Here is a 1,279-nt window from a genome sequence, read left to right as displayed (position 1 = left end):
TCGTGAACAGCCTGGCCCTGTACAGCCCCTGTCCCGCAACACTAACGCTCGTCGTTGTGCCGGGCTCGCGGTGCGGACTGTGCGGCCGAGGTCGAGAACCTCGCCGACACCGTTGAGCACGGCGGGTAGGACGCTCGCGTCGCAGCACATCCGCCGCAGCTGACTCGCACTGACCGCGCCGTACCCGTCGAGCATCGCGGTACCCGCTCGGCGTTCGAGTTCTTCCAGGGTGATGGTGACGGTGACGACGGCCCGTTCACCGGCTTTGACGGGCAGGTCGGGTGAGCGGGCGGCGAGGTCGAAGATCGCGGCCATCGCGTCACCGTTGCGCTGCTCCGGCGACCGTGGGTCGGGGTTGGCGAACTCATCCACCGGGTTCGGTTTCGCCAGCGGGATGAGCATGTTTTCGGCGAGGTGTCCGGTTTCGGGATCGAAGATGCCGCTGTACTTCATCCGGCCGTCGCGCAACCATCGGTAGGTGAATTCCCGGTTCGGCTGGGACAGGTCTCGTTCCCGGTCGTGCGGGTTTTTGTCTTCTAAGTTCCAGTAGCCCAGGATCCGGCGTCCGACTTTCCGGACCGTGGACGGCGGTGCCTGCTGCGACAACTCCACCAAACTCGCCTCACTGGCGGAGAGATCCTCCTCGGTGACCGAGTCTGGGGCCTCCGACAGGACATGCTCGATCTCGCGGGTGTGTTCCCGGTTGATCTCCCCGGACTCCAACGCTTTGCGCATCACGGGAAGGACGGCGGTGGCTTGGGCGACGCGAGCTTTCGCTTCCCGCTGCGACACCCGCAGTGAACCGACCAGGAACGCGACGGTCCCCCGGTAGCCTTTCTCCACACCCAGGCCGCGTTTGTCGAGGTCCCCGACCAGGTCCAGCATCCGCGCATAGGAACGGCACATGTCCCGCTCGGCAGCAAGAACCGCGGCGGTCAGCTCTCCGTCGGAAAGCTGCCAGACCGGCACCATCTCATCTACGCCCACCCCCCTATTCTACCGAACAGTCGTTCGAATCGTCACTGTTCAGGCACGACCAGGCCACCTTTTTTTCCTTGCTACGTAAGGGATACCTGGTGGTGGTCTTCCCGTCGCCTGATGGCGACCCGACCACGCCGCGAGGGTGCCGCAACATACCAACAAACAGCAACAGGCCCTCCCAACCTTGCGGCACCCTCGCGGCGTGGTAGCCATCAATCAGGCGACGGGAAGACCACCACCCCCACCGCACCCCCCGGCCTTCCCGGAGCCAGCCCGTCCGGCGAGGACAATCCCTAAA

1 protein-coding gene is annotated in these 1,279 nt (G+C 65.1%); it reads right to left on the bottom strand.

The window, feature by feature from the left end; genetic code table 11:
• Positions 1 to 987, bottom strand: a 987-nt coding sequence (locus QMK34_RS47470) for a DUF222 domain-containing protein (RefSeq protein WP_326421627.1), incomplete at its 3' end; no start/stop codon positions are given.
• Between the last annotated feature and the right edge of the window lie 292 nt (positions 988 to 1,279).

Origin of the sequence: Amycolatopsis sp. H20-H5, assembly GCF_035828755.1 — a bacterium.
GTDB lineage: Bacteria > Actinomycetota > Actinomycetes > Mycobacteriales > Pseudonocardiaceae > Amycolatopsis.
The sequence above is the reverse complement of the archived record's forward strand: the minus strand, read 5'-3'. Positions and strand labels throughout refer to the sequence as shown.